A 24,543-nucleotide genomic window follows, 5' to 3' on the forward strand; every position below is an offset into this window, starting at 1 on the left:
CGCAACCCGACAGGAAGAGACGCATGGATTTCATCTATACCGAAGAACAGCGCATGCTGGCCGACAGCCTGCGCCGCCTGGTGGACCAGGCATGGACCTATCCCCAGCGCCGCGCCCGTCAGGCAGCTGGCCGGCTTGACCCCAAGGCATGGGGCGCGCTGGCGGAGCTTGGCGTGCTGGGCCTGACCATTTCGCAGGATTTTGGCGGCTTTGGCGAAGTGCCGGCCAGCCTGCTGCCGGTGCACGTGGAGCTGGGGCGCGGGCTGGTGTCCGAGCCGGTCATCCCCAGCGCCGTGATGGGCGCAGCCTTGCTGGATGCCTGCGATGACGCGGTGCGCACGCGCTGGTTGCCCGGCATTGCGTCGGGCGAGTCCATCGTCAGCGTGGCGTATCAGGAACCCGGCCGGCGCTACGACACCGACCCGCAAGATTGCCGCGCCGCCAAAACGGCTGAGGGCTGGCGCGTGGACGGCGTCAAACATCTGGTGTGGCATGGCGCCGCCGCCACGGCGTGGCTGGTCAGCGCGAAGGGCGCAGACGGCCAGACGCTGTTGCTGGCGGTGCCCGCAGACTCGGCGGGCGTACGCGTCACCGACACGCCCACGTTGGACGGCGCGCGCTGTGCGCGGCTGGATCTGGATGCGGTCGGCTTGCCTGCGGATGCCTTGCTGGCGGAAGGGCCGGCTGCCGATCAGGCGCTGGCGCAGGCGTTGCAATGGGGTACGGCGGCTTTGTGCGCGCATGCGGCGGGCGCGATGGACCGCCTGTTGGAAATCACCGTCGACTATCTCAAAACGCGCAAGCAGTTCGGCCAGCCGCTGGCGACGTTCCAGGCGTTGCAGCATCGTTTGGCCGAGATGTTGGTGGCGAAGGAACTGGCCCTGTCCATGGCCTATGTGGCGGTGGCGGCGTTGACCGAGCCGGACCTGGCGGAGCGCCGCCGCATGATTGCGTCGGCCAAGCTGGAAGCGGCGCGCGCCGGGCGCCTTGTGGCGCAGATGGCGGTGCAGCTGCATGGCGGCATGGGCATGACGGACGAGCTGGATGTGGGCGACTACTTCAAGCGGCTGACGGTGATCGATCAACTGTTGGGCGACACTGCCGAACAGCTGGCGGTGCTTGAGCAACTGGCCGCTGCAAAGGAATCCGCCACTGAAAAGAAATCCGCCACTGAAAAGGAATGGGCATGAGCGCACAACCTTCCCGCGCGGCAGCGGTTGACAACAAAGCCGGCAACAAAGCCGGCAACAAAGCCGACAACAACGTCGGCAACAAAGTCGGCAACAAAGTCGGCAACAAAGTCGGCAACCCCGGCGACTACACTCAGATTCAATTCACGCTGGACCGTGGCGTCGGCGTCATCACGCTCAATCGGCCTGATCGCCTGAACAGCTTCACCGAAGTCATGCACGCCGAATTGGCGCGCGCAATGGATGTCATGGAAGCCGATGCGGACTTGCGCGGCCTGGTCATCACCGGCGCCGGCCGTGGCTTTTGCGCTGGCCAGGACTTAAGCGAACGCAAACCTGCCGAAGATGGCTCGCGGCGCGACCTGAGCCAGATTCTTGAGGCATGTTATCGGCCCTTGATCACACGACTGCGCGCTTTGCCGGTGCCGGTGGTGTGCGTGATGAATGGCGTCGCGGCGGGTGCGGGCGCGAGTCTGGTGCTGGCTTGCGATGTTGTATTTGCCGTGCAGTCCGCGCGCTTCATTCAGGCCTTCAGCAAGATCGGCTTGCTGCCGGATGCAGGCGGCACGTGGTTCCTGCCGCGTCTGGTGGGGTCGGCCCGCGCGATGGGGGCGGCGCTGTTTGGCGAAGCGGTGACCGCCACGCAAGCGGAATCCTGGGGCCTGATCTGGCGCGTGGTGCCTGACGATGCGCTTGCCGCCACACTGTCTGATGTGACGGCAACCCTGGCGGCGGGGCCAACGCGGGCATACGCTGCGACGAAAGCCGCGCTGCATGCGTCCAGCGGCAACACGCTGGCGCAGCAGTTCGATATGGAATGCCGCTTGCAGCGCGAGCTGGGCTACACCGACGATTACCTGGAGGGCATGCGCGCGTTTGCCGAAAAACGGCCGCCGGCCTTCAGCGGGAAGTGAGCCCGGACGTGATGCCGGACATCACCCAACCTACCGTGCATCACGGCGCGTGCGGAACCTGGATCTGTTCGATGAGTTCGCGCGCGCAGCCGGGCAGGGCGTCAATGTCGCGCACCAGCAGCTTGCGTTCGCGTACCACCCAGGGTTCATCCAGTTCCACCACTCGCAACTTGGTGTCGGCGCCGTAACGGCGGGCAGCGGAATCAGGAATGACCCCTACGCCCACGCCCGCCTGCACCATCCGGCAGATGGAATCGAAGCTATAGAGCTGGATGCGCTGCGGCAGGCGCTGGCCGTTGCGTTCCAGCTGGTCGCGCAGGAAGGCGACGAGCGTTGAGCCTTCGTGCATGGTGATGAACGGGTAGCGCACCGCGTCGATCAGCTTGACCTTGTCCTGGTCTTGCAGCGGGTGGCCATTGGGCACGACCAGCACCAGCCGGTCGGTGCTGAAGTGGATGGCTTGCAGTTCGGGCGCGTCCACGGGGCCTGCCACGATGCCCAGGTCGGTCGTGCCGTCCAGCACGCCGCGCACGATGTCGCGCGTCAGGCGTTCCTGCAAGTCCACCGTCACGCCCGGGTGGCCCGCCAGGAATTGCGCCAGGATGTCCGGCATGAATTCGGTCACGGCCGTGGTGTTGGCGAAGATCCGGATATGCCCGGCGTCGCCATCTGATTGCTCCTGGAAGTCATGCTTCAGGTGGTCGACCTGGCGCATGATCACGCGGGCATGCTGTAGCAGCTTCTGGCCGGCGGGCGTGATTTCCACGCCGCGGCTGTCGCGGTACAGCAGCCGGGAATTGAGCTGGTTCTCCAGCGCCTTGATCCGCACGCTGACCGCGGCCAGGGACAGATGCGCCCGCTTGGCCGCCTGGGTCAGGCTGGGGGATTCGGCGATGTGGATGAACAGGCGAAGGTCGGCAAGGTCGAAGTGCATGGGGTGTAGTTTACGGCGCGCGGCGCCGGGACTGGGCGTGGGCTGTCGATTCAGGCGCCGCAAACCCCGCCTTGAGGAAAAACGAATTCACAACGGGGACGGCTTGCGGGCATTCTTCATCCTTGAGAAAACCCCACCAAAGGATATGGCATGACTTCTACAGATCCGGCAGCCTGGATCGGCAGCGGCGAACGCAAGGCGGACGCCATGGACCCCGGCCATGCCGCGCGTATCGCCGCCACCCTGGGCGGGGCCGCGCCCGCGCAGGGAGAAGCCTTGCCGCCGCTGTGGCAATGGGCGTTTTTCATCAGCACGGTGGGCATGGATGGCTTGGGGACAGATGGGCACCCCTCGCGCGGCGGTTTCCTGCCGCCCGCCCAGGACCGCAACCGCATGTGGGCGGGCGGCCGGGTTGAGTTCCGCCAGCCGCTGAAGGTGGGTGTGCCGGCCGAGCGCGTGTCCACCGTTGCCGACGTCAAGGAAAAAACGGGCCGCACGGGCGCCTTGCTGTTTGTCACCGTGCGCCACGAATACCACCAGGCGGGCGAAATCGTCATCCAGGAAGAGCAGGACATCGTGTACCGCCAGCCGTCGCCGCCCAAGCTCGCAGGCAGCGAACCGGCCCCCGAGGCGCAATGGCGCGACACCGTCAACCCGTCTTCCATTCTGCTGTTCCGTTATTCCGCGGTGACCTTCAACGGCCATCGCATTCATTACGACCACCCCTACGTGACGGGCACCGAGGGCTATCCCGGCCTGGTTGTGCATGGCCCGTTGATCGCCACGGAAATGGTCGCCGCCTTTACGCGTGCCCATCCCAAGGCGCGCCTGACGCATCTGGCCTACCGTGGCCTGCGCCCGCTGATTTCGCCCACGCCCTTCCAGGTAGCCGGCCGCTTGACCGAGCCGGGCCTGGCCCAGCTGTGGGCCGAGCAGGACGGCACGCTGGCCCACCAAGCTGAACTGAGGTTTACCGAATGAGCACACAGGCATCCCGCCCCTTGGACGGCATCACCGTCGTCAGCCTGGAACACGCCATCGCCGCGCCGTTCTGCACCCGCCAGCTGGCGGATATGGGCGCCCGCGTCATCAAGATCGAACGCCCCGGCAGCGGCGATTTCGCGCGCGGCTACGACGAGCGCGTGCGCGGCTTGTCGTCGCACTTCGTCTGGACCAACCGGTCCAAGGAAAGCCTGACACTGGACCTGAAGCGCGACGAGGCCGGTGGCATCATGGACCGTCTGCTGGAATCGGCCGACGTGCTGGTGCAAAACCTGGCGCCGGGCGCAGCGGCCCGGCTGGGCCTGTCGTTTGACGCCCTGCACAAGAAATTCCCGCGCCTGATCGTGTGTGATATCTCGGGCTATGGCGAAGGCGGCCCGTATCAGGACAAGAAGGCCTACGACCTGCTCATCCAGAGCGAAAGCGGCTTTCTGTCGGTCACCGGTACGCAGGACGACCCGGTCAAGGCCGGGTGTTCCATCGCCGATATCGCGGCGGGCATGTATGCGTATTCGGCCATTCTGAACGCGCTGCTGCTGCGCCAGAAAACTGGGCTGGGCAGCCGGCTGGACGTGTCCATGCTGGAAAGCATGGTCGAGTGGATGGGTTTTCCCATGTACTACGCGTTCGAAGGCGCAAAGCCCCCCGTGCGCGCAGGCGCGGCGCACGCCTCCATCTACCCCTATGGCCCGTTCCCGGTGGGCGACGGCTTGACCATCATGCTGGGCCTGCAGAATGAACGCGAATGGCGCGTGTTCTGCGCCCAGGTGCTGCGCCAGGCCTCGCTTGCCGAAGACCCGCGCTTTATCTCGAATTCGCAGCGCACCGCCAACCGCGGCGCCTTGCGCGATCTGATCGTGGCGGCGTTTGCCGACTTGTCCATCGACCAGGTCACGCAACGGCTGGAAGATGCGCAAATTGCCAACGCCCGCGTCAACGATATGGCAGGCGTCTGGGCGCACCCGCAGTTGCAGGCGCGCGCCCGCTGGAGCCAGGTGGACAGCCCCGCCGGCGTGCTGCCCGCGCTGCTGCCGCCCGCCAGCAGCAACGCCTTTACGCCGCGCATGGCCGCCGTGCCTGCCGTGGGCCAAAACACGGATGCGGTGCTAGCATCGCTGGGATACGCGCCAGAACAAGTGGCGCAGTTCCATGATTCGGAGGTCGTGTGACCCATCCCGTCGTTCGTAGCGCCCTGTTCGTGCCGGCCTCGCGCGCCGAGCGCATCCCCAAAGCGCTGGCGGCTGGCGCCGACACCGTCATCGTCGATCTCGAAGACGCCGTCGAACATCTGGCCAAGGCGTCTGCCCGGGAATCGCTTTGCGACTTCCTGGGGACGCATCGCGAGGCCCGTTTGTGGGTGCGCATCAACGACGCATCAACCTCCTGGCACGACGACGATCTGAAAGCGTGCCGTGGCCGGCCCGGCGTGGCCGGCATCTTGTTGCCCAAGGCCGAAAGCCTGGCCCAGGTGCGGCATGTGGCGCAGACCGGTCTGCCGGTGATTCCCATCATTGAAACCGCGCGCGGCCTGCTCAACGCGGCCGAGGTCGCCGCCACGCCCGGCGTGGCGCGGCTGGCGTTCGGCAGCCTGGACTACGGCTTGGACATGGGCCTGACGCCCGACACGCCCGGCGCCGATACGGTGCTGGACCATGCGCGGGTGCAGGTCTTGCTGCATAGCCGTTCGGCGGGCCTTGCGCCCGCGCTGGACGGCGTGTTTCCGGGCGTGCAAGACGTGGCCGGGCTGGCGCAGGCGGCCAGCCGCGCTCAGCAGATGGGGTTTGGCGGCATGCTGTGCATCCACCCGGCGCAGGTTCCGGTGATCCACGCGGCCTTCGTGCCGGCGCGGGAAGAACTCGACTGGGCGCGCCGCGTCGTTGCCGCGCATCGCGAGACGGCGGCCGGCACCTTCATGCTGGACGGCAAGATGGTCGATGCGCCCGTGATCGCACGCGCCCGACTGGTGCTGGCCCAAGCGGGCGAGCAGGCCCCCGCATGAGCGACGCGCTGTTTATCGGGCATACCTATATCGACGTCACCGTGCTGGCCGACACCTGGCCCACCGGCGACGAAAAAAGCGTGGCGCGTGACTACGCCGTGTCCTTTGGCGGCAACGCCGTCACGGCGGCGTTTGCGTGCGGACGGCTGGGGTCGCCGCCCGATCTGATCTGTTCATTGGCGCCCGACTGGCTGGGGCATATGTATTCCGACATGGCGGCGGCGCACGGCGTGACGCTGCACGCGCGGCATGTGCGGCGGTCGTCGCTGTCGTTCATCATGCCCAACCACGGCAAGCGCGCGATTGTTCGCGCGCGCGATGTGGACTACCTGAATGAATTCCCGCGGCTGGATATCAGCGGGTACCGCGCCCTGCATCTGGATGGCCATCAGCCCGACGCCGCGCTGCACTATGCGCGCGCTTGCCGGCAGGCGGGGGTGCTGACGTCACTGGATGGCGGCGGCGTGCGCGAGAACACTGACGAGCTGCTGCGCTACATCGACGTCGCCGTCTGCGCCGAACGCATGTGCGAACAGCTGGACCTGACGCCCGCAGGCTTGCTGGATCTGCTCAAGGCCCGCGGCTGCCGCATCGGCGCCGTCACGATGGGCGAGCGCGGCATGCTGTGGTACGACGAAACGGGCCACGTCGATATCCTGCCGTCGCTGGACGTGCCGGGTCATCGCATTGTGGATACGTCGGGGGCGGGTGACGTGTTCCACGGCGCCTATGTGTGGTCTTACCTGAACCGCCCGGATCAACCCTGGGCGGAACACTTCACTTTCGCGCGCGCGGCATCGGCGCACAAGATTCAGCATCTGGGCAATGAAGCCGGGCTGCCGAAGGTGGAAGATGTGGAACGGGCGATGATGGCATTCGCGCCGAAGGGGTAGCGCTGCGGTGGTGTGATGGGTTGCGCGTGCGGGATGCTTGAGCGTGCGGGATTCTTGAGCGTGCGGGATTCTTGAGCGTGCGGGATGCTTGAACGTGCGGGATGCTTGGTCCAGACGGTGCCGCGCTTCACGCATCCTGCGAAGCGCCACCCATCAGAGGATGCTGCAAGCCCATACCGGCCCGCGTCCCTCAAACCGCAATTCGCTCAATCGCCTGATCTTTGATCTCTGCAATCCACGCCGAAACCGGCCGTCCCATGACGCTGATTTCCGGCGCCAGATCGCTTAGCGGCAGCAACACAAACGCCCGTTGATGCATGCGCGGATGCGGCAGGATCAGGCGTTCGTGATCCATCGACCTATCTCCGTACAGCAACAGATCCAGGTCCAGCGTGCGAGGCGCGTTCTTATAAGGACGCTGCCGGCCGTGCTGGTTTTCCAGCGCTTGCAGCGCGTCCAGCAAGGCCAAAGGCGGCAAGTGCGTATCCAGCGCTGCCACGGCATTGACGAAGTCGGGGCCGGTGGCCTCCACGGGGGCGCTGCGGTAGAACGGCGATGCCGTCACGGCGGCGATGCCGTCCGTGGCTTGCAGCTCGGCCAGCACGTGGCGCAGCGTGGCCGCGCCATCACCCAGGTTGGCGCCCAGGCCGATATACGCGCGGACCATGGCAGGCGGCACGGTGTTACTCGGCGCTGGACGGGCCGCGCGACGGCGAGCGGCGCGGACGGCGGCGCTTGCGCGGACCCGACGACGTGGACGGGCCTGCGCCACCACCGCCACCCGTATCACCGGCTTCACGCGGCAGGCGCGAGACTTCTTCGATCATGTCGGCGCGGGTGACGTCATCGGCGTTAGCCAAGTCCATCCACCATTGCGCCAGCACGCTGTCGAACTCGCCGGCCGCGGCGCGCAGTTGCAGGAAATCGCAGGCGGCGCGAAAGCGCGGCTGCTCGATCATGCGGAAAATCGTCTTGCCCATGCGGCGTTCGAAACGCGGCTGCATGAACCAGATTTCGCGCATGTCGGACGAGAAGCGGCGCTGGATGGCGAGCTTCTCGGTCTGTTCGTCCAGCACGGAATCCGCCGCTTGCGACAGCGCGGGAATGGTGTGCTCGCCCTGGGCGCGCAGCTGCTTCCAGCGCACGTCCACCTGCTGCCACAGCAGGGCGGCAAACAGGAAGCTGGGGCTGATGGTCTTGCCGGCGCGCACGCGGGCGTCGGTGCGTTCCAGCGCGAGTTCAACGAAGTGCTCGCCGCCCGGTTGTTCCAGCACCACATCCAGCAACGGCAACAGGCCGTTGTGCAGGCCGTCTGCGCGCAACTGGCGCAGGCAATCCATGGCGTGGCCGCAGGTCAGCAGCTTCAGCATTTCGTCGAACAGGCGGGATGCCGGCACGTTTTCAATGAGCTCGGCCATGGTGCTGATCGGCTGGCGCGTGGCCGGGTCGATCGTGCCATTGAGCTTCGCGGCAAAACGCACGGCGCGCAGCATGCGGACCGGGTCTTCGCGGTAACGCTTGACCGGGTCGCCAATGATGCGGACCTGGCGCTTTTTCAAGTCGGCCACGCCATTGTGGTAGTCGATGACTTCCTCGTTGTGCGGGTCGTAGTACAGCGCGTTCATCGTGAAGTCGCGGCGTTTGGCGTCTTCTTCCTGCGAACCGAACACGTTGTCGCGCAGGATGCGGCCGTGCTCGTCGGTTTCCTGCTCTTCCGAGGCGGGCGCGCGGAAGGTGGACGTTTCGATGATTTCCTGGCCGAACACCACGTGCACCAGCTGGAAGCGGCGGCCGATGATGCGGGCGCGGCGAAACAGCGGGCGGATCTGTTCGGGCGTGGCGTTGGTGGCCACGTCGAAGTCCTTGGGTTCCAGCCCCACGATCAGGTCGCGCACGGCGCCGCCGACGATAAATGCGTCATAGCCGTGCTGGCGCAGCACTTCGCAGACCTTGATGGCGTGGCGCGAAACGTTACGGCGGTCGATGCCGTGCTTGTCGCGCTCGATGCGCAACGGCCCCCGGGGCGCCGGCGCGAACAAGCGGCCGACGAATTTTTTTATGGTGTCAGTGATCATTTAGGACTTCGAGTCTTCCATGTGGTCGAACAAGTCGATCACTTGCCAGCCACGTTCCTGAGCGATATTGCGCAGGGTCGGGCTGGGGTTGGCGGCGATCGGACGGGTCACCTTTTCGAGCAGCGGTACATCATTGACCGAATCGCTATAGAAAAACGATTCGGAGAAATCCGCAAGCCCCAGGCGCATCGCGGACAGCCAATCGTTCACGCGCACCACCTTGCCTTCCTTGAAACTGGGCGTGCCCAGGATGCGGCCGGTGTAGCGGCCGTTCAGGTATTCGGCGTCGGTAGCCACCAGGTGCGGCACGCCAAAGGCGCGGGCGATGGGGGCGGTGACGAAGCTGTTGGTCGCCGTGACGATGGCGCACAGGTCGCCAGCATCCAGGTGGGATTGCACCAACGCGCGGGCGTCGGCGGTGATGGACGGGCGGATGACTTCACGCATGAATTCTTCGTGCCAGTCCGCCAGGTCATAAGGAGAATGCGCCGCCAGCAACCCCAGCATGAACTCGGCGGCCTGTTCGGCGGTGAGTTCGCCGCGGTTGTAGCGGTCCATCAGGTCGTCGTTCTGACGGCGGGCTTCGTCCGGGTCTCCCGCACGGCCCGTGCGTGCCAGATAGTCGGCCCATTGGTAGTCGCTATCCAGCGGCAACAGGGTGTGATCCAGGTCGAACAGGGCGAGACGTCGGGAGGTCATGTGCGTTGTGAATCAGGGTCTGCGAGCATGGCCCGCAACAAAGGCAAGGTGATGGGACGGCCGGTGGCCAGGGAATAGCGGTCAAGCGCGTCGATCAGCGCGGCCAGTTTGCGGATGTCGCGTTCGTGGTGAATCAACATCCAGTTGATGATTTCAGGCGCCAGATGCATGCCGCGTTCGGCGGCCTGCGCGGACAGCGCGGCGAGCTTGTCGGCATCCGACAGCGGGTCCAGGCGGAACACCAGGTCCCAGCCCAGGCGGGTGCGCAGGTCTTCGCGCAGCGGCATCGACAGCGGGGCGCGGTCGCCCGCCAAGGCCAGCGCAAAGGCGCGGCCAGTGGCGGCGGATTCGCGCCAGCGGTTGTACAGCGCGAACAACGCGGCCTGACGGGTGTCGTCCATGCGGTGCACATCGTCCACGGCCACGAACTTGGGCATGGGCGATTTGGAATCGGCCTCGGCCAGACGGCGCAGCATCGTTTCACCCTTGGCGGGGTCGATGAAGACGGCGTCGGGGCGGGCGGTCAGCGCGCGCAGCAGATGCGTGCGGCCACAACCGGCTGCGCCCCAGATATACAGGGCGCGGCCCGGATTGAGCGCGCGCACCGCTGCCAGCGCTTCCCCGTTGGGGCCGGCGATGTAGTTGTTCAGCGATGGCGCTGGCGCGGGAAGAACGTCGAGCAGCAGCTGGCGGTTCATGAGAGGTTATCAATCAGGCTGGTTCGGTACTGCCGCAGCCCGGCACAAACACGGCCCGGCACGACAATTGCATCGCGGGGGCGCGCAGCGGCGCAGGACATGCCGGTGTTGCCGGAAAAGCCAAAAAACGGTGAAGCAAGGGGCCGGGGCAAGCCCTTTCCAGGCGCTATCCGCCAGAAACTGGCAAAATCCATACCGGCCAACCCGACACTTTAAACCACCTGGGGGGATGGTGTCGCGCCCAAGGGCTTTGCCTGGCTTGGGTTTGCGCCCTTTTTTGCCCCCTGGCCGGTCAGACCGGCCCCTGCCGCAATCCCCACGCGCGGCCGGTTCGATCCCTGCTCAACGCCGCAACATCGTAAAATGCAGGGCGTTCCACCAAATTCCCAGCAATTGTTACATACCCCACGGCATTTCTCATGACGAATCAACCTAAAGCCCCCTTGACCTACCGCGATGCCGGTGTCGACATCGACGCAGGCGACGCCCTGGTCGACCGTATCAAACCCCTCGCCGCGCGCACCATGCGCCCCGGGGTGCTGGCCGGTATCGGCGGCTTTGGCGCCTTGTTCGAAGTGCCGAAGAAGTACAACGAGCCCGTGCTGGTCTCGGGCACCGACGGCGTGGGCACCAAGCTGCGCCTGGCCTTCGAGTGGAACCGCCACGACACCGTGGGTATCGACTTGGTCGCCATGAGCGTCAACGACATCCTGGTGCAGGGCGCTGAACCCCTGTTCTTCCTGGACTACTTCGCCTGCGGCAAGCTCTCGGTGGACACGGCGGCGTCGGTGGTGGGCGGCATTGCCAAGGGCTGCGAATTGTCGGGCTGCGCGCTGATCGGCGGCGAAACCGCTGAAATGCCGGGCATGTACCCGGACGGCGAATACGACCTGGCTGGCTTTGCGGTGGGCGCGGTGGAAAAGTCCGCCATCATCGACGGCAAGTCCATCAAGCCGGGCGACGTGGTGCTGGGCCTGGCCTCCAGCGGCGTGCATTCCAACGGTTTTTCGCTGGTGCGCAAGATCATCGAACGCGCCGGCGCCAAGCCCACCGACGACTTCCACGGCCAGCCGCTGGTTGACGTCGTGATGGCGCCCACGCGCATCTACGTGAAGCAAGTGCTGGCCGCGCTGGCCAAGCACGGCACCGACATCAAGGGCCTGGCCCACATCACCGGCGGCGGTCTGCTGGACAACGTGCCGCGCATTCTGCAAGCCGGCCTGTCGGCCAAGCTGCACCGTGACGGCTGGGAAATGCCCAAGCTGTTCCAATGGCTGCAAGAGCAGGGCGGCGTCGAAGACACCGAAATGCACCGCGTCTTCAACTGCGGCATCGGCATGGTGCTGGTGGTGGACGCGGCCCAGGCCGACGCCATTGCCGCCACGCTGCGCGAGCAAGGCGAAACCGTCAACAAGATCGGCGAAATCGTCGAGCAGACGGAAGGCATGGCGCAGACCTTCGTGGTGTAAACCGCGTTCTGGTCTTGGGCCTTGCATGAAAAAACCCGCCGATGGCGGGTTTTTGTTTTTTGGGATGGGCGACGTGGAGAAAACGCCTTAAGCCTTGCCGGCCAGCGCCATCGCCACCGCATCGATCGTCTGCGCCACGGCGTCGGGCGCCAGGCAATCCACGATGATGCGCTCGGGCTGGGCGCGCAGCCACGTGATCTGGCGCTTGGCCAGTTGGCGCGTGGCGGCAATGCCCTGTTCGCGCGCGGTGGCCAGATCGATCTCGCCATCCAGATGCGCCCACATCTGCCGGTAGCCCACGCAGCGCACGGAGGGCAGGCCGGGATGCAGATCGGGGCGGGCGCGCAAGCCTCGGACTTCTTCCAGCAGCCCGCCCGCCAGCATGGCGTCAAAGCGCTGTTCGATGCGCGCGTGCAGCGCGCTGCGCTCGGACGGTTCGAGGCTGATCGTCAGGTATTGATTGGCGTCGTCGTCCGGCTTGCGCTCGCCGCGTTGCAGCAGCGCCGACATGGGCTGGCCCGACAATTGGCAGATCTCCAACGCACGCTGAATGCGCTGGCTGTCGTTGGGCGCCAGGCGCGCGGCGGTGATGGGGTCCAGCACTGCCAGTTCGGCATGCAGCGCCGGCCAGCCGTGGACGGCGGCGCGCGCTTCAAGCTCGGCGCGCAAGGCGGGATCGGCCTGAGGCAGGTCGTCCAGCCCGTCGCGCAGCGCTTTGTAGTACATCATCGTGCCGCCCGCCAGCAGCGGGATGCGGCCACGCGCACGGATCTCGCCGATCAGGCGCAGCGCATCGGCGCGGAACTCGGCGGCGGAATACGACTGCGCCGGGTCCAGGATGTCGAGCAGATGCTGCGGCACGCGCGCCTGTTCTTCGGGCGACGGCTTGGCGGTGCCGATGTCCATGCCGCGATAGATCGTGGCGGAATCGACGTTGACGATTTCCATTGGCCATCGCTCGGCCAGCGCCAACGTGGACGCGCTCTTGCCTGCGGCGGTGGGGCCTGCCAGGCAAATGACCAGCGGCGTGTCGGTTGCGGGGGTAGGGGAAGACGGCAAACTTATTGTCCGCGCAGAAAGAGCTTGTCCAGGTCGGACACCGACCACTGCACCCAGGTCGGGCGGCCATGATTGCATTGATCGGCGCGCTCGGTGGTTTCCATCTGCCGCAGCAGCCCGTTCATTTCTTCAATGGTCAGCTTGCGGTTGGCGCGCACGGAACCGTGGCAGGCCATGGTGGACAGCAGTTCGTTGCGTTGCTCCGTCAGCAAGCGCGACACCCCCACGGCGCCCAGATCGCGCAGCACAGCGCGGGCCAGCGTTTCGATGTCTCCACGGGCCAGGATGGCGGGCACGGAACGCACGGCGATCGACGTGGGGCCTGACGGGCGCATCTCGAAACCCAGATCGCTGAGTTGTTCGTCGAATTCCTCGACGATGGCCACGTCCTTTTCCTGGGCGTGGAACACGACTGGCACCAACAGGTCTTGGCGCGGCAGGCTGCGGGCGTCCAGCGCCTGCTTCAGTTGTTCATAGACGACGCGCTCGTGCGCTGCGTGCATGTCCACCAGCACCATGCCCCGGCGGTTCTGCGCCAGGATGTAGATGCCGTGCAACTGCGCCAACGCCATGCCCAGCGGATGTTCCTCATCGGCGGGCAGCGTGGCGGCCGCGCGGGGTTCGCTGACCGGCGTGACCTTGGCGGCCGTGTCGTCGCCAAGCGGGCGGTACAACGATTGCCAGTCTGCGGCGGGAATGCCGGCGGGTTCTGCGTGCAGCCGGAACGGCACCTGCGTGTGGGCGCGTTGCGGGGTGGGCGACGGGCGCAGGCCATACGTGGCGTTGGATGTGTTGCCGCCCGTGTAGCCGGGGCGAGGCGAGTCCGCAGCGGGCGCCGGCGCCGCCGTGTTGGCCGGCGCGCCATGCGAGGTACTGTCAGGAGCGCGATACGGCGGGACCGGGGCAGCGTTCGCAGACCCGCTTTCAGCAGGACGCGCCACGGTTTCAAAGCCGCCGTCTTCCGACTCATTCTGTGCGGCGGAAGCGCCGGGGGGCGTGACCGCGGACGAACCGCCCGTCTGCGCCAGCGTCTGGCCAACGGCGTGCGATACAAACCGGTGCACCGCGCCGCTGTCGCGGAAACGGACTTCATGTTTGGCCGGGTGCACGTTCACGTCCACGGCGGCGGGGTCGATGTCCAGGAACAGCACGTAGGCGGGCTGACGGTCGCCGTGCAGGACGTCGGCATAGGCCGCGCGCAGCGCATGGCTGACGGTGCGGTCGCGCACATAGCGGCCGTTTACGTACAGATATTGGCGGTCGGCGCGGGCGCGGGCGGCGGTGGGGCGGGTGATCATGCCGGCCAGGCTGACCGTGCCAACCGCATGCGACAGCAACAGGCCATGTTCGGCGAATTCCGCGCCCAGCACGTCGCGGATGCGCTGCGGGGGCTCGGCGGGCAGCCATTGGCGCTGCGCGCGGTCATGGTGGAACAGCCGGAACGCAATCTGGGGATGCGCCAGCGCAATGCGCTCCATGGCGTCAACGCAATGGCCGAACTCGGTGGCTTCGGATCGCAGGAACTTGCGGCGTGCGGGCACGGCGTCAAACAACTGGCGCACGTCGACGGTGGTGCCCGGCGGGCCGGATGCCGGGCTGACCTGCATGCTGCCGGCGTCGATTTGCCAGGCGTGTTCGCCGTCGCGGGTGCGCGAAATGATGGTGACCTGGGCGACCGACGCAATGGAGGCCAGCGCTTCGCCGCGAAACCCCATCGACGCCACCGACTCCAGTTCGTTCAGCGAGCGGATCTTGCTGGTGGCGTGGCGGGCCAGCGCCAGCGGCAGTTCTTCAGGGGGAATGCCGCCGCCGTCGTCGGTGACGGCAATCCGCCTGATGCCGCCGCCTTCCAGGCGCACTTCGATGGCGCGACCGCCCGCGTCAATCGCGTTTTCAAGGATTTCCTTGAGCACGGAGGCGGGGCGCTCAATCACTTCGCCAGCGGCAATCTGGCTGATGAGCAGGTCGGGAAGCGCAAGAATGGAACGGCGTTCGGTCATTAGGCTCAAGTCTGGTGGGGCTATGTGGACGATTTTAGCGTCATGGGCGGGTGGGCTATAGTCGCTGGGAAATTTCCTTCCTCCGATCCTTCCGGGCTGCTGAATGCTTGAATTTTTCAATATGGTGCTCCACATCGACAAGACGCTGGGCGTCTGGGTCGCGCAATACGGCGTGTGGGTGTACCTGGTGCTGTTCCTGATTGTTTTCGCCGAGACGGGCCTGGTCGTGCTGCCCTTCCTGCCGGGCGATTCGCTGTTGTTCATCGCGGGCGCGTTCGGCGCCACGGGCCATATTGATCCGGTCTTGATGGCCGTGCTGCTGATTGTGGCCGCCATCACTGGCAACACGCTGAACTACATGATCGGGCGCTACATCGGGCCACGCGTGTTCTCGATGAACCTGCGCTTCCTGGACCGCGGCGCGCTGATGCGCACGCATGCGTTCTATGAAAAGCACGGCGGCAAGACGATCGTGATGTCGCGTTTCATTCCCGTCGTCCGCACGTTCGCGCCCTTTGTCGCGGGCGTGGCCGACATGCCGATGTCGCGCTTCCAGCTGTTCAACATCCTGGGCGCGCTGTTCTGGGTGGTCAGCCTGGTGGCAGCCGGTTATTTCTTCGGCAACATCCCGTTGGTGCGCGAACACCTGAACACCATTGTGCTGCTGGGTCTGGCCGCAGCCATCGTGCCGGTCGTGGGGGCCGGCGTGTTCAAGCTGATCAAGTCCCGGCGCGCGTAAACAATCACGATCGAAAATGTAGTCTGACTGCAATTAAAAATGTAGTCAGACTGCAATTGACTCAGCAATCAGACTGCATTTTCTCCCACGGCCACTGTGGGTTGCCAGTCAGTCGCCAGAACAAAAAAAGGGGCGATGCGCTTGACGGCGCATTGCCCCTTTTTACGTCAGCGTGATCAGCTGACGTCGCCCAACCGTGCCAGCGGCGGGTTGGCGGTGAAGTAGCGCTGGATGCCGGTCATCATGGCCTGGGCCAGCTTATCCTGGTGCGAATTGCTGCGCAGCAGGGCTTCTTCCTGCGGGTTGCTGATGAAGGCGGTTTCGACCAGCACGGACGGAATATCCGGCGCCTTCAGCACGGCAAAGCCCGCCTGTTCGACGCTGTTCTTGTGCAGGCGGTTGATCTTCTTGATCTCGTCCAGGAAGGCGTTGCCGACCTTCAGCGAATCGTTGATCTGCGCGGTGGTGGACAAGTCCAGCAGCACTTTGGCGACCTGGCGGTCGTGGCTGCCCAGGTTGACGCCGCCGATCAAGTCGGCCGCGTTTTCCTTGTCGGCCATCCAGCGGGCCTGCGCGCTGGTGGCGCCGCGCTGCGACAACGCGAACACCGACGAGCCATTGGCCGACGGCTTGACCCAGGCATCCGCGTGAATCGAGATGAACAGGTCGGCATGCACCCGCCGCGCCTTTTGCACGCGCACATGCAATGGGACGAAGTAATCGTCGTCGCGCGTCAGGTAGGCGCGCATATAGGGCTGGCTGTCGATCAGCGCCTTCAGGCGCCGGGCGATGCGCAGCACCACGTCTTTTTCACGCAGGCCGCTGCTGCCGATGGCGCCCGGGTCTTCACCGCCATGGCCGGGGTCCAGCGCGATGGTAAGCATGCGCTGCTTGCCGCGGCCGGCGGTGGCGGGGGGAGGCTTGGGGGCCGTGGGCAGGGGCGGCGCCGGCTGCTGGCCGCGCACGCGCGGCGGCTCCGGCGGATCGGCGCGGGTGACCGGGTTGCGCTGGATGTCTTCCAGAATGCGGGCGAGCGGGTCGTCCACATCGGGGCCGCTCTTGTTCAGAATCGCAATGAGCGGGTCTTGGGCGATCTTGGGATACAAGTCCAGCACCAGGCGGTACTGGTAATCGGCCACCGGCTTGAGCGTAAACACCTGCGGCGCCACGGGCTGCTTCAGGTCGAACACCAGCCGCACCACGTTCGGGCGGTTCTGCGCCACGCGCAGGCTTTGGATATAGGGGTCGTCCGGGCGGACTTTGGAAACCAGGTCGTTCAGCGCGGCGCTGATGGTCAGGCCTTCGATATCCACCACCAGCCGGTGGGGGTTTTCAAGCGTGAACTGTTCCGCTTTGAGCTCGCTGTCGAGCTCCAGCGTGACCCGGGTGTATTCGTCGGCCGGCCAGGTACGCACGGCCAGGATGGTAGCCGCCTGCGCCAGACGCGGCAGAACCGGCAGGACGAGCAGAGTGGCAGCTACGCTGATCAGGCGGCGCCGGGTGGCGCCTGCCGAGGGAAGGGCGCCGTCTTGGGCGGGGGGACAATCGCGTTCAACCATGTTTGTCCTCGAGCGGTGTACGCGGTCAGGGTGGCGTTGCGTCCCTCATCGGCATAAGCCAGGGAAATCAGCAGGTCGGGAGGGGGCAAAAGGCCCTCGGCCCGCTCCGGCCATTCGATCAAAACCACCGCGTCTTCACGCAGTAAATCCCGAAATCCTGCGTCCAACCATTCGCGCGAATCACTAAATCTATAAAAATCAAGATGATAGAAGTATAAGTTAGAAACTTTATAGGATTCAAGCAGCGCGTAGCTAGGACTTTTGATTCGGCCGGTGATGCCGCATTCGCGCAACAACGCCCGTGTGAAGGCCGTTTTGCCTGCGCCAAGGTCGCCTTGAAGGTGGATGCAGGCACCGGCCGGGCCGGTCTGTCCCCCGGAAACCAAAGGGGCAAGCTCGCGCGCCAGCGATTCCGTGGCGGCTTCGTCGGGCAGGTGCAAGGTCAGGCTGCAAAGAGGGGCGGACATGGCGCGGGGCGAGTGGTAAAAAACGGTGGAGGGATCTCGGATTTTCGCAATTATAGGAATTCGGGTTTCTGCTAATCTAATAACTGATTGCTATTCTCAATATGTCGCTTCAGGCGGACGCCGCCGATTGCGACTGACAGCCGCCACACGGAGTTGTACGCGCCATGAAGACCCGCATCGAAAAAGACACGTTTGGGCCCATCGAAGTCCCCGAGGATCACCTCTGGGGCGCCCAAACGCAACGTTCGCTGCATTTTTTCGCGATTTCCACCGAGAAGATGCCTGTCCCCCAGGTCAACGCCATGGCGCGCCTGAAGCGTGCGGCCGCCAAGGTCAACGCCGAACTCGGCGAACTGGACCCGAAGATCGCCGACGGCATCATCCGCGCCGCCGACGAAGTCATCGCCGGCAAATGGCCCAATGAATTCCCGCTGTCCGTCTGGCAGACGGGATCGGGCACGCAAAGCAACATGAACATGAACGAAGTGCTGGCGAACCGCGCTTCGGAATTGCTGGGCGGCGTGCGCGGCGAAGAGCGCAAGGTGCACCCGAACGACCACGTCAACCGCGGCCAATCGTCCAACGACACTTTCCCGACCGCCATGCACGTGGCGGCCGCCGTGGAAGTCGAACACCATCTGTTGCCGTCGCTGAAAAAGCTGCGCGCGACCTTGGCCGAGAAGAGCGCCAAGTTCTACGACATCGTCAAGATCGGCCGCACCCACCTGCAAGACGCAACGCCGCTGACGCTGGGCCAGGAATTGTCGGGCTATGTGGCCCAGCTGGATCTGGCCGAACAGCAGATTCGCGCCACGCTGCCGGGCCTGCATCAGCTGGCCATTGGCGGCACGGCGGTTGGCACCGGCCTGAATGCGCATCCGCAATTCAGCGCCAAGGTGTCCGCCGACCTGGCGCACGCCACCGGCACGGCTTTCGTGTCGGCCCCCAACAAGTTCCAGGCGCTGGCCTCGCACGAAGCGCTGCTGTTTGCGCACGGCGCCTTGAAGTCGCTGGCCGCGGGCCTGATGAAGATTGCCAACGATGTGCGCTGGCTGTCCAGCGGCCCCCGTTCGGGCCTGGGCGAAATCAGCATTCCGGAAAACGAACCGGGCAGCTCGATCATGCCGGGCAAGGTCAACCCCACGCAGTGCGAAGCCATCACGATGCTGGCCGCGCAAGTGCTGGGCAACGACGTGGCCATCAACATCGGTGGCGCCAGCGGCAACTTCGAACTGAACGTGTTCAAGCCGCTGGTGATCCACAACTTCCTGCAATCCGTGCGCCTGCTGACGGATGGCATGGCCAGCTTCAACGAGCACTGCGCGGCCGGCATCGAGCCGAACCACGAGCGCATTGCTGAACTGGTCGACCGTTCACTGATGCTGGTGACGGCGCTGAATCCGCACATCGGCTACGACAAGGCCGCGCAGATTGCCAAGAAGGCGCACAAGGAAGGCTTGTCGTTGAAGGAATCGGCGCTGGCATTGGGTTATGTGACCGAGGCGCAATTCGCGGAATGGGTCGTGCCGGGTTCGATGACCAACGCGCACAAGTCGTAATCGCGCGACACGACACGAGCAGGCTGAAAGCCTATTGGTGACAGGGCCGCCCAATGTGAATTGGGCGGTTTTTTTTATGAGGTGGATTTTTCTATGAGGCGGCTTTTTCTATGAGGCGGATTTTTTAATTTGGCGGCCTTTGATTCGGCGGCGACTTTCACGGATCTCGGATCTCGGATCGCCGATCAACCCTGCCCAGCCAATAACAGCCACATCGGAATCGTGGCCGCGGAACACAGCGTACCCAGTGAAATCAGCACCGCCACCATGCGGCCGTCGCCGCCCATGCGCATCGCCAGCACGTACGCGGCGGAGGCCGTGGGCAATGCGGCGAACAACAACAGCATTCGCGCCTCAAGCGGCGGCAGCCCAAGCAGGTGCGCCACGCCTAACGCCACCGCGGGCAGCGCCACCAGCTTGACCGCCAGCATCCACGCAATCAGCGAGCCATATCCCTTGCCGCCTTCCCACGCCAGGCTGGCGCCCACGCAGAGAATGCCCAGCGCCAGGGCCGCCGCACCGAGCCGCGCGAAGACCGTGTCGACCGGACCCGGTAACTGCAAGCCCGCCAGGTTGCAGGCCAGGCCCAACAAGGTGGACACCACCAGCGGATTGCGCGCCAGCTCGCGCAGCAGGTTGCCGCCGTTGTGGCGCGCCAGCCCGTAGACGGCGGCCACATTGGCCATCGGCACCGCGAAGCCGATGATCAGCGCCATCACCGTCTGGCCCGCCGAACCGGCCAGGCTGGCCGATAGCGCCAAGCCGATATACGTGTTGAAGCGATAGCCGCATTGCGCGGACGACGCCAGCCCCAGCGATGTTGGCCGCAACACCAACCCGGCCAGCCACGACAGCGCCACGCCCGAGGCCACAACAGCCGCCGTCGCCTGCAAGAGCACGACGGCGTTGCCCGCCGTAATGGGCGTGCGCAGAATCGATTGGAACAACAGCGCGGGGAACAGCACGAAGTAGACAAGCCGCTCGGTGCCCGCAAAGAATTCGCGCGTGAAACCCAGCTTGTGTCGCAGCGCCCAACCGAGCGCAACCAGCATGAAATCAGGGAAAACCAGAAGAGCAACCGACATGAGGCAGAGTCGTTTTTATGGGCCGTTGGCGGAGGATGAACGCGCTATGCGTGTGTAAGCATTTGCTGCTATTCTCCGTCATTCTGGCGGGCGCGTCTGCCACAAGCAACTCATAAAAGCAGCGCCACACACGCTGCACAGAAGCAATGCGCTCCCACCGTTATCTGCTGGCCGTCTACAGACGAGACCATCTCAAAACGGTCCGTTTACATACGGGCTCGCAAATCTTGGAGGAAACACATCTATGAATAAAGTTCGCTACCTGGCCGTGGCTATCGCCGTGGCGACTGGCGCCGTTGGCACCTTTGGCGCGTCTGTTGCGCACGCAGCCGACAAGTATCCCAGCAAGCCTATCCGCGTGATTGTTCCGTTCGCGCCCGGCGGTTCCACCGACATCATCGCGCGCCTGGTGACGCAGCGCATGAGCCAGGAACTTGGCCAACCGATGGTTGTGGAAAACAAGGGCGGCGCAGGCGGCGCCATTGGCGCATCTGAAGCCGCGCGCGCGGATGCCGACGGCTACACGCTGTCGATCGCCACGGTGTCGACGATGGCCGTCAACCCGGCATGCCGTCCGAAGGACCTGCCGTACGACCCGATCAAGGACTTCCAGCCGGTCACCAACTTCGCCAACACCGCGAACGTGGTTGCCGTGAACCCGAAGTTCCCGGCCAAGGACTTCAAGGGCTTCATCGAAGAGCTGAAGAAGAACCCGGGCAAGTACTCCTATGGCAGCTCGGGCACCTGCGGCGTGCTGCACTTGATGGGCGAATCGTTCAAGATGGCCACGGGCACCGACATCGTGCACGTGCCGTACAAGGGTTCGGGCCCGGCCGTGGCGGATGCCGTCGGCGGCCAGATCGAAATCCTGTTCGACAACCTGCCGTCCTCGATGCCGCAAATCCAGGCGGGCAAGCTGAACGCCATGGCGATTGCATGGCCTGAGCAGATCGCTGCGGTCAAGGGTGTGCCCACGTTCAAGGACGCGGGCTTCCCGGTGCTGAACCAGCCGGTCTGGTACGGTCTGCTGGCCCCCAAGGGCACGCCGATGGAAGTCGTGAACAAGCTGCGTGACGCCGCTGTTGTGGCCCTGAAGGACCCGAAGGTCATCAAGGCGTTGGACGATCAAGGCTCGGCGCCGTCGGGCAACACGCCGGAAGAGTTCGCCAAGGAAATCAAAGAGCAGTATGACTGGGCTCAAGACGTGGTGAAGAAGCAGAACATCAAGCTGGATTGATGCTGCGCGAAGCGGGCTTCAATGCCCGCTTCGGCCACAACAGAACGGGCATCTTCGGATGCCCGTTTTTTATGGGTGCGCGCTTTTTTGGGCGGACTTTCACGCCGCCGCATCCAGCGCCGCACCACTCGCATCACAAGCGGCACGCAAGCGGTCGATCAAGTCGCGATGCAACGCTGACAGGGGATCTTGATTGCGCACCATAATGCTGATCGGCACGCGCAGCGCGGGGTCCAGGCGGCGCAGGCTCATGCCGGGGCGCAGCATCGCCTGCGCGGTGATGGCGTCAACAATCGCGTCGCCGCAACCCGCATCAACCAGCGCGCACGCCACGTAATGCGTCTGCACCTGGATGGCGACTTGCGGCTCCAGGCCTTGCGCATCCAGCGCCATTTGCAGCAGCGCGCCAGAGGCATCGCTGGCATCCAGCACGATCAGCGTCTCGCGGGACACGCCGGCCAGCTCCGACAAGGGCATGGGGCCGGATGCGGGCTTGCGGCTCAAGTGCACCAGTTCGGTATGGCCCAGGCCCATGCGCGTCAGGCCGGGATAGTCGTTGGTGTCAAACGTGATGGCCAGGTCAAGCTCGCGCGTCAGCAACCCCTGCACGAGCTCGGTGCTGTGATGGGTGTGGATATCAAAGGTGATGCCCGGTTGCGCGTCGCGGCTATCGCGCACCACGCCAGGCAGCAGCCCCAGGCCGAGTGCCGGCGCGCAGCCCAGCCGCAGGTGCCCGTTGGGCCGGTCGCGCAGGCTGGCGACCAGCCGGCGCACGCTGTTCAGATCCTGATTCAAGCGCGCGACTTCGGGCGTCAGGATTTCGGCCTCGCGCGTGGCGACGAGCCTGCCCTTGACGCGTTCAAACAGTTTGAAGCCCAGCTGTGCTTCGGCATGCGCCAGCAATTTGCTGGCGGCGGGCTGTGAAATATGCAGCGCCGCAGCCGCTTCGGTCAGGGACCCGGTACGGCGGATCGCTTCGAAAATCTCGATGTGACGCAGGCGCATGACAAATGGCATAAGAGAGACCAGAACCGCGATTCTATGTCGGATGCGTTGAAGGCGGGCTGACCGTGACAAAACCAGCTCGCTGGCGCGACAGCGGCGGTTGGCTTGACTATCATGAACGCCTGCCGAACTACCGGCGCCACTCCGGAGCTGATCATGCGCGCCTGCCGCCACGCCGCCGCCTTCCTGCTTGCCGCCACCCTGGCTGCCCTTGCGGCCCCGCCCGCCGCCTGGGCGCGCGGGCCGCAGGCGGTTGAAGACATCAACCCCGAAGCCGCCAGCGGCGCCCGCGCACGCGCGCTTGTGCGCGCGCCGCACTTCATGATGGTGTCGGCCAATCCGCTAGCCACGCAAGCCGGCGAAGCCATGCTGCGCCAAGGCGGCAGCGTGGTAGACGCCGCCATTGCCACGCAGCTGGTGTTGAACCTGGTCGAGCCGCAATCCTCCGGCATTGGCGGGGGTGCCTTCATGGTGCTGTATTCGGCCAAGACCGGCCGCATTCAAACCTACGACAGCCGCGAAACCGCACCGGCCGCCGCACGCCCAGATCGCTTCCTGCAAGCCGATGGCAAACCGCTGCCGTTTGCGCAGGCCGTGAATAACGGCATGTCGGTGGGCGTGCCGGGCCTGCTGCGCGGCCTTGAGCTCGCGCACAAGGAAGGCGGTGTGCTGCCCTGGGCAGACCTCTTCCAGCCCGCCATCCGGCTGGCGGAACAGGGCTTTGCCGTGTCGCCGCGGCTGCATACGCTGCTGACGGGCAACAAGACGCTGCCCAAACAATCGGCGGCGGCCGCGTATTTCTATGCGCCGGACGGCGCGGCGTGGCCGGTGGGCCATGTGCTGAAGAATCCGGAGTTCGCGCGCACCTTGCGTGCGGTGGCGAAGCAGGGCGCCGATGCGTTCTACCAGGGCGACATCGCGCGCGACATCGTGGCCGCCGTGCATGGCCACGCCACGCCGGGCGACCTGAGTCTGGACGATCTGGCAAGCTACCGCGCCAAGACGCGCGAGCCTGTGTGCGGCGCGTATCGCGGCTATCAGCTGTGCGGCATGGCGCCGCCCAGCAGCGGCCCCATCGCGGTATTGCAGATGCTGGGCGAGCTTGAGCAATACCCCATCGCCACCTATGCACCGAACTCCGTCGAGGCCGTGCATTACTTTTCTGAAGCTGGCCGGCTGGCGTTTGCCGACCGCGACTTCTACGTGGCCGACCCTGACTTCGTCAACGTGCCGGTAAGTGCATTGCTGAACCCCGCGTATTTGCGTGCACGCGGTGCGTTGATCAAGCCCGATCGCAGCATGAAGGTGGCGCTGCCCGGCGACCCGGAAGGCAAGCTGCTGACACTGGGCCGCGACAACGCGCTGGAATTGCCGTCCACCAGCCATCTGGTGGCCGTGGATAAACAGGGCAATGCGCTGTCCATGACGACCACCATCGAAAGTGAATTCGGCAGCAAGATTTTCGTGCGCGGCTTCTTGCTGAATAACGAGATGACAGATTTTTCATCGTCGTTCAAAGACCCGGAAGGCCGGCTCGTGGCCAACCGCGTCGAACCCGGAAAGCGCCCGCGCAGCGCAATGGCGCCGATTATCGTGCTGCGCGACGGCAAGCCCGTGATGCTGGTGGGCTCGCCCGGCGGCAGCGCCATCATCAACTACGTGGCCAAGACGATCGTGGGCGTGCTGGACTGGAAGCTGGATATCCAGACGGCCATTGCGCTGCCCAACATGGGCAGCCGCAACAAGGAAACCGAACTGGAAAAAGGCACCGTGCTGGAAGCCTTGGCGCCTGCGCTTGAGGCCATGGGGCACCCCACGCGCATCACCGAATTTCCCAGCGGCATTCACGGCATCGTGATCGATGGCAATGGCTTGCAAGGGGGCGTGGACCCGCGCCGCGAAGGACTGGCGGCGGGGGGCTGAAACGGATCAATCCCGATTGCAGCGGGCGGCATGATGC

22 protein-coding genes are annotated in these 24,543 nt (G+C 65.2%); 11 read left to right on the top strand and 11 right to left on the bottom strand.

The window, feature by feature from the left end; translation table 11 throughout:
• Nucleotides 1-23: 23 nt before the first annotated feature.
• Nucleotides 24-1,190, top strand: a complete 1,167-nt coding sequence (locus AC1DSJ_RS22775; RefSeq protein WP_441370523.1) for an acyl-CoA dehydrogenase family protein — start codon at nt 24-26, stop codon at nt 1,188-1,190.
• On the top strand, nt 1,187-2,104 hold the full coding sequence (paaG, locus tag AC1DSJ_RS22780) for a 2-(1,2-epoxy-1,2-dihydrophenyl)acetyl-CoA isomerase PaaG (protein WP_441370524.1): 918 nt from the start codon (nt 1,187-1,189) through the stop codon (nt 2,102-2,104). The genes AC1DSJ_RS22775 and paaG overlap by 4 nt, the downstream gene beginning before the upstream one ends.
• A 40-nt stretch (nt 2,105-2,144) precedes the next feature.
• On the opposite strand, the gene AC1DSJ_RS22785 is transcribed toward paaG, so the two are convergent.
• Complete coding sequence (locus tag AC1DSJ_RS22785; protein ID WP_054420579.1) at nt 2,145-3,038, bottom strand: LysR substrate-binding domain-containing protein; 894 nt, start codon at nt 3,036-3,038, stop codon at nt 2,145-2,147.
• A 150-nt stretch (nt 3,039-3,188) separates the two neighbouring features.
• On the opposite strand from AC1DSJ_RS22785, the gene AC1DSJ_RS22790 reads away from it, so the two are divergent.
• From AC1DSJ_RS22790 to AC1DSJ_RS22805, 4 genes are read left to right on the top strand one after another with little or no spacing between them, the layout of a single operon-like run.
• The gene (locus tag AC1DSJ_RS22790) at nt 3,189-4,019 is read left to right on the top strand and encodes an HTD2 family dehydratase (protein ID WP_342067582.1); all 831 of its coding nucleotides are present in this window, start codon (nt 3,189-3,191) and stop codon (nt 4,017-4,019) included.
• Nucleotides 4,016-5,209, top strand: a complete 1,194-nt coding sequence (locus AC1DSJ_RS22795) for a CaiB/BaiF CoA transferase family protein (RefSeq protein ID WP_441370526.1) — start codon at nt 4,016-4,018, stop codon at nt 5,207-5,209. Before AC1DSJ_RS22790 ends, AC1DSJ_RS22795 begins: the two co-directional genes overlap by 4 nt.
• Nucleotides 5,206-6,039, top strand: coding sequence for an HpcH/HpaI aldolase/citrate lyase family protein (locus tag AC1DSJ_RS22800; protein ID WP_054420582.1), 834 nt, complete (start codon nt 5,206-5,208; stop codon nt 6,037-6,039). Before AC1DSJ_RS22795 ends, AC1DSJ_RS22800 begins: the two co-directional genes overlap by 4 nt.
• On the top strand, nt 6,036-6,932 hold the full coding sequence (locus tag AC1DSJ_RS22805) for a sugar kinase (RefSeq protein WP_054420583.1): 897 nt from the start codon (nt 6,036-6,038) through the stop codon (nt 6,930-6,932). The genes AC1DSJ_RS22800 and AC1DSJ_RS22805 overlap by 4 nt, the downstream gene beginning before the upstream one ends.
• A gap of 190 nt (nt 6,933-7,122) precedes the next feature.
• Here AC1DSJ_RS22805 and AC1DSJ_RS22810 read toward each other — a convergent pair whose 3' ends face one another.
• From AC1DSJ_RS22810 to hda, 4 genes are read right to left on the bottom strand one after another with little or no spacing between them, the layout of a single operon-like run.
• A complete protein-coding gene (locus tag AC1DSJ_RS22810; protein ID WP_441370527.1) occupies nt 7,123-7,599 on the bottom strand; it encodes a 2-amino-4-hydroxy-6-hydroxymethyldihydropteridine diphosphokinase in 477 nt (158 codons plus the stop codon).
• Between the two features lie 16 nt (nt 7,600-7,615).
• Nucleotides 7,616-9,007, bottom strand: coding sequence for a polynucleotide adenylyltransferase PcnB (gene pcnB / locus AC1DSJ_RS22815; protein WP_054420585.1), 1,392 nt, complete (start codon nt 9,005-9,007; stop codon nt 7,616-7,618).
• Nucleotides 9,008-9,706, bottom strand: coding sequence for an HAD family hydrolase (locus AC1DSJ_RS22820; RefSeq protein ID WP_054420586.1), 699 nt, complete (start codon nt 9,704-9,706; stop codon nt 9,008-9,010).
• Complete coding sequence (gene hda, locus AC1DSJ_RS22825) at nt 9,703-10,404, bottom strand: DnaA regulatory inactivator Hda (RefSeq protein WP_054420587.1); 702 nt, start codon at nt 10,402-10,404, stop codon at nt 9,703-9,705. Before hda ends, AC1DSJ_RS22820 begins: the two co-directional genes overlap by 4 nt.
• 419 nt (nt 10,405-10,823) lie before the next feature.
• Here hda and purM point away from each other — a divergent pair, with 419 nt between their 5' ends.
• Nucleotides 10,824-11,873: a phosphoribosylformylglycinamidine cyclo-ligase gene (purM, locus tag AC1DSJ_RS22830; protein WP_054420588.1), complete on the top strand. Its 1,050-nt coding sequence runs from the start codon at nt 10,824-10,826 to the stop codon at nt 11,871-11,873.
• Nucleotides 11,874-11,960: 87 nt separating this feature from the next.
• Here the strand turns inward: purM and miaA are convergent, their stop codons facing one another.
• Together miaA and mutL are read right to left on the bottom strand one after the other, a co-directional pair.
• Nucleotides 11,961-12,932, bottom strand: a complete 972-nt coding sequence (gene miaA, locus AC1DSJ_RS22835) for a tRNA (adenosine(37)-N6)-dimethylallyltransferase MiaA (RefSeq protein WP_441370528.1) — start codon at nt 12,930-12,932, stop codon at nt 11,961-11,963.
• A 2-nt stretch (nt 12,933-12,934) separates the two neighbouring features.
• A complete protein-coding gene (mutL, locus tag AC1DSJ_RS22840; protein ID WP_441370529.1) occupies nt 12,935-14,932 on the bottom strand; it encodes a DNA mismatch repair endonuclease MutL in 1,998 nt (665 codons plus the stop codon).
• A 103-nt stretch (nt 14,933-15,035) separates the two neighbouring features.
• Between mutL and AC1DSJ_RS22845 the strand changes: the two genes are divergently transcribed.
• Nucleotides 15,036-15,671, top strand: coding sequence for a VTT domain-containing protein (locus tag AC1DSJ_RS22845; protein WP_156336307.1), 636 nt, complete (start codon nt 15,036-15,038; stop codon nt 15,669-15,671).
• A 176-nt stretch (nt 15,672-15,847) separates the two neighbouring features.
• Here AC1DSJ_RS22845 and AC1DSJ_RS22850 read toward each other — a convergent pair whose 3' ends face one another.
• On the bottom strand, nt 15,848-17,230 hold the full coding sequence (locus tag AC1DSJ_RS22850; RefSeq protein ID WP_054420591.1) for an N-acetylmuramoyl-L-alanine amidase: 1,383 nt from the start codon (nt 17,228-17,230) through the stop codon (nt 15,848-15,850).
• Nucleotides 17,158-17,697 carry a tRNA (adenosine(37)-N6)-threonylcarbamoyltransferase complex ATPase subunit type 1 TsaE gene (gene tsaE, locus AC1DSJ_RS22855; RefSeq protein WP_346552213.1) on the bottom strand — a complete coding sequence of 180 codons (540 nt, stop codon included), beginning with the start codon at nt 17,695-17,697 and terminating at the stop codon, nt 17,158-17,160. Before tsaE ends, AC1DSJ_RS22850 begins: the two co-directional genes overlap by 73 nt.
• A 164-nt stretch (nt 17,698-17,861) precedes the next feature.
• Between tsaE and fumC the strand changes: the two genes are divergently transcribed.
• Nucleotides 17,862-19,256, top strand: coding sequence for a class II fumarate hydratase (gene fumC, locus AC1DSJ_RS22860; RefSeq protein WP_441370530.1), 1,395 nt, complete (start codon nt 17,862-17,864; stop codon nt 19,254-19,256).
• 185 nt (nt 19,257-19,441) lie between these two features.
• On the opposite strand, the gene AC1DSJ_RS22865 is transcribed toward fumC, so the two are convergent.
• Nucleotides 19,442-20,341 carry an AEC family transporter gene (locus AC1DSJ_RS22865; RefSeq protein WP_054420593.1) on the bottom strand — a complete coding sequence of 300 codons (900 nt, stop codon included), beginning with the start codon at nt 20,339-20,341 and terminating at the stop codon, nt 19,442-19,444.
• Nucleotides 20,342-20,585: 244 nt separating this feature from the next.
• Between AC1DSJ_RS22865 and AC1DSJ_RS22870 the strand changes: the two genes are divergently transcribed.
• Nucleotides 20,586-21,578: a tripartite tricarboxylate transporter substrate binding protein BugE gene (locus AC1DSJ_RS22870; RefSeq protein ID WP_346552211.1), complete on the top strand. Its 993-nt coding sequence runs from the start codon at nt 20,586-20,588 to the stop codon at nt 21,576-21,578.
• 99 nt (nt 21,579-21,677) lie between these two features.
• Here AC1DSJ_RS22870 and AC1DSJ_RS22875 read toward each other — a convergent pair whose 3' ends face one another.
• Nucleotides 21,678-22,583, bottom strand: coding sequence for a LysR family transcriptional regulator (locus tag AC1DSJ_RS22875; protein WP_054420595.1), 906 nt, complete (start codon nt 22,581-22,583; stop codon nt 21,678-21,680).
• A 156-nt stretch (nt 22,584-22,739) separates the two neighbouring features.
• Here AC1DSJ_RS22875 and ggt point away from each other — a divergent pair, with 156 nt between their 5' ends.
• The gene (gene ggt, locus AC1DSJ_RS22880; protein ID WP_441370720.1) at nt 22,740-24,506 is read left to right on the top strand and encodes a gamma-glutamyltransferase; all 1,767 of its coding nucleotides are present in this window, start codon (nt 22,740-22,742) and stop codon (nt 24,504-24,506) included.
• The last annotated feature ends 37 nt before the right edge of the window (nt 24,507-24,543 follow it).

This window comes from Achromobacter sp. 01N37 (assembly GCF_056399725.1).